Source organism: Streptomyces sparsus, from assembly GCF_054776295.1.
Genome location: NZ_BAAHCA010000515.1, coordinates 1 through 3,496, shown reverse-complemented (window position 1 = coordinate 3,496; position 3,496 = coordinate 1). Strand labels below are relative to the sequence as shown.

Below are 3,496 nucleotides of genomic sequence, written 5' to 3'. Positions count from 1 at the left end.
TGGGCGTTCGCCCGCGCGCCGGGGCACGCCGTCGCGCCGTGCGGTACCGGCCGCGCCCCCGCGAACGGCCGAGCGGACGCCGCCGGTGGTGGGATCCAGGGCCGGAATCCCCACTGGCTGAACGCCCCTGGCCAGGACTCCGTATGAGTGTGACAAGAAACGTTGCACGGTATCGACCAGGGGGCAAGCGTGAGTGAGGATGCCTGCGTGGCTGACAGAACGTCGCAGGACGACGCCCTCATGAAGGCCCTCTACGACGAGCACGCCGGGCCCCTGCTCGGATTCGTCCTCAGACTGGTGGGCGGAGACCGGTACCGGGCCGAAGACGTGGTGCAGGAGACCCTGCTGCGCGCCTGGCGCAACGCGGACCAGCTCCAGCGCGCCACGGGCTCCATCCGGCCCTGGCTGGTGACGGTGGCCCGGCGGATCGTCATCGACGGGCACCGCAGCCGGCAGGCCAGGCCGCAGGAGGTGGACGCCGCTCCGCTGGAGTCGATACCCGCGGCGGACGAGATCGACCGGGCCCTGCGCCTGATGACCATCTCCGAAGCTTTGGGAGACTTGACCGACGCGCATCGGGAGGCGCTCGTCGAGACGTACTTCAAGGGGCGAACGGTGAACGAGGCGGCAGCAGTGCTCCAGGTACCACCGGGAACCGTCCGGTCCCGGGTCTTCTACGCGCTGCGCTCCATGAAGCTCTCGCTCGAGGAAAGAGGAGTGACGGCATGACCTCGCCGCCCGCGCACCACACCGACGTCGGCGCGTACGCGATCGGTGCGCTCGACTCGGCCGACGCGGCCCGCTTCGAGGAGCATCTCGCCGCCTGCCAGCGCTGCGCCTTCGAGCTCGAGGAACTCATGGGTCTCGGCCCGCTGCTGGCCGAGTACAGCCACACCGCGCCCGACATCCCCTCGCTGACGCCCCGCCCGAGCCGGCAGCTGCTGGACGGGCTGATGAGCACGGTCGCCGCCGAACGCCGGGGCCGCAAGCGCCGCCGGCTGTACCTCGTCGCGGCAGCCGCGGCACTGATCATCGGCGGCCCGCTGGCCGGCGCGGCCCTGCTCGGGGACAACTCCGAGGCCCCGCCGACGGGCACGGTTCAGGCCATGTTCGAGAGCGGCGAGAAGATCAACGCCGCCGACCCGAACACGAAGGTCGACGCCACGGTCTCGCTCTCGTCGAAGGACTGGGGCACGGAGGTCGCCGTCAAGCTGGCCAACGTGACCGGTCCGCGCACCTGCGGACTCGTCGCCGTCGGCAAGGACGGCACCGAGCAGACGGTCACCACCTGGGCCGTTCCCGAGGACGGCTACGGCTGGAAGAACCCGCGCTACTACCACGGCGGCACCGCCTACGAGCGGGACGAGATCGAGCGCTTCGAGGTCCGCACCCTCGAAGGCGAGAACCTGGTCACCGTGACCGCCTGAACGACGCGTGCCCCCTTCACGCCGACCGTGTGCGCCGCGACCCCTCGGGTCGCGTACGGTTAACGGCTGCCCTGAGTAACAGCAGAAGGGGGCCCCGCGTTGGATGCGCAGGACACTGGCGTGCGTGACCGGGAAGTCCACGGTGAGCAGGCCCATCTGGACACGGTGTACCGCCGCCTGGAAGAGAAGATCCACGAAGCCGAGTTCCTGATGGACGACGCCGCCAAACGTGCCCAGGTCGGCACGCCGGGCGCGCTCGCCGAACGGGACGCGCAGGTCTTCCAGGCCGGAGTGCACCTGAGTCGGCTCAACAACGAGTTCGAGGACTTCCTGTTCGGGCGGATCGACCTGCTGCCCGGCAAACACGGCAAGCGGGGCCCGGACGGCGCATTCACCTCGGTGGAACCCGCCGAGGACGCGGTGCGGCCGGACGGCACCGCCGAGATCGCCGAGACGCTGCACATCGGCCGCATCGGCGTGCTCGACGCCGAGTACACGCCGATGGTCATCGACTGGCGGGCGCCGGCGGCGGCGCCCTTCTACCGGTCCACCCCGGTCGACCCCGGCCGGGTCGTGCGCCGCCGGGTCATCCGCTCCCGGGGCCGGCGCGTGCTCGGCGTCGAGGACGACCTGCTGCGCCCCGAGCTGACCGCGGAGCTGAACGGCGAGGAGCTGGCGGTGGTCGGCGACGGCGCGCTGATGGCCGCCCTGGGCCGGGCCCGCACGCACGCCATGCGCGACATCGTCTCCTCCATCCAGGCCGAGCAGGACCTCGTGATCAGGGCGCCCGCCGCCTCCGTCACGGAGGTCGAGGGCGGCCCCGGCACGGGCAAGACAGCCGTCGCCCTGCACCGCGCCGCCTACCTGCTCTACCAGGACCGCCGCCGCTACGCCGGCGGCATCCTCATCGTCAGCCCCACCCCGCTGCTGGTGTCCTACACCGAGGGCGTGCTGCCCTCGCTGGGCGAGGAGGGCCAGGTCGTGATCCGGGCGCTCGGCTCACTCGTGGACGGTGCCGAGGCCGACACCTACGACCCGCAGCCGGTCGCCAGGGTCAAGGGCTCGGCCCGCATGGTGAAGGTGCTGCGCCGGGCGGCCCGCGGCGCCCTGGAACTGAGCGCGGCGGCCGCCGTCGACCCGGAGCGGCTGCGGGTGGTCGCCTTCGGCGCCCGCGTCGAACTGGAGGCGGCGGAGCTGGCCGCCATCCGGGAGACCGCGTTCGGCGGCACCGCGCCCGTCAACCTCCTCCGGCCGCGGGCCCGCCGACTGCTGCTGGACGCGCTGTGGGACAAGTCGGGCGCCCGCGCCCGCTACACCGATCCGGAACTCGCCGCCGAGGCGAGGGAGGCGTTCGACGAGGACATCTCCTCCGAGGACGACTTCCTCACCTTCCTGGACGGGTGGTGGCCGGAGCTGACCCCGCGCCGGGTGCTGGCCGCGATGGCCGACGAACGCCGGCTGGGCCGCTGGGCGCGCCGCATCCTCCAGACCCGGGAGAGCCGGCGGCTGGCCCGGTCGCTGGCCCGGCTGGACGCCGACGGCAACGGTCCGCTGTCGGTGCACGACGTCGCCCTGCTGGACGAGCTCCACACCGTGCTGGGCACACCGGCCCGGCCCCGCAAGCGGGTCGCCGACCCGCTGGACCACCTCACCGGGCTGGCCGAGCTGAGCACCTTCGCCGACCGCGACCCGACCCGCCGCCGCAGCCGGGGCGAACGGGCGGACCAGCCCGAGGGCGAGCGCCGCGACTACGCCCACGTCATCGTCGACGAGGCGCAGGACCTCACCCCCATGCAGTGGCGCATGGTCGGCCGCCGGGGCCGGCAGGCCACCTGGACGGTGGTCGGAGACCCCGCGCAGAGTTCCTGGTCGGACCCGGAGGAGGCCGGGGAGGCCCGGGACGAGGCGCTGGGCGCCCGGCCCAGGCGCCGCTTCGAACTGACCGTCAACTACCGCAACCCGGCCGAGGTCGCCGAGTTGGCGTCCCGGGTGCTGGCGCTCGCGATGCCCGGCACCCGGCCGCCCAGAGCCGTCCGCTCCACCGGCCTGGTACCGCGCTTCACGCCGGC

At 73.1% G+C, this 3,496-nt stretch carries 3 protein-coding genes; all 3 read left to right on the top strand.

Features of this window, described 5'->3' with window-relative positions:
• The first annotated feature begins 189 nt into the window (after window positions 1-189).
• Complete coding sequence (locus ACYVE9_RS19465; RefSeq protein ID WP_461029168.1) at window positions 190-729, top strand: sigma-70 family RNA polymerase sigma factor; 540 nt, start codon at window positions 190-192, stop codon at window positions 727-729.
• A complete protein-coding gene (locus ACYVE9_RS19460; protein WP_461029167.1) occupies window positions 726-1,427 on the top strand; it encodes an anti-sigma factor family protein in 702 nt (233 codons plus the stop codon). Before ACYVE9_RS19465 ends, ACYVE9_RS19460 begins: the two co-directional genes overlap by 4 nt.
• 99 nt (window positions 1,428-1,526) lie before the next feature.
• Window positions 1,527-3,496, top strand: a 1,970-nt coding sequence (locus ACYVE9_RS19455; RefSeq protein WP_461029166.1) for a HelD family protein, incomplete at its 3' end; no start/stop codon positions are given.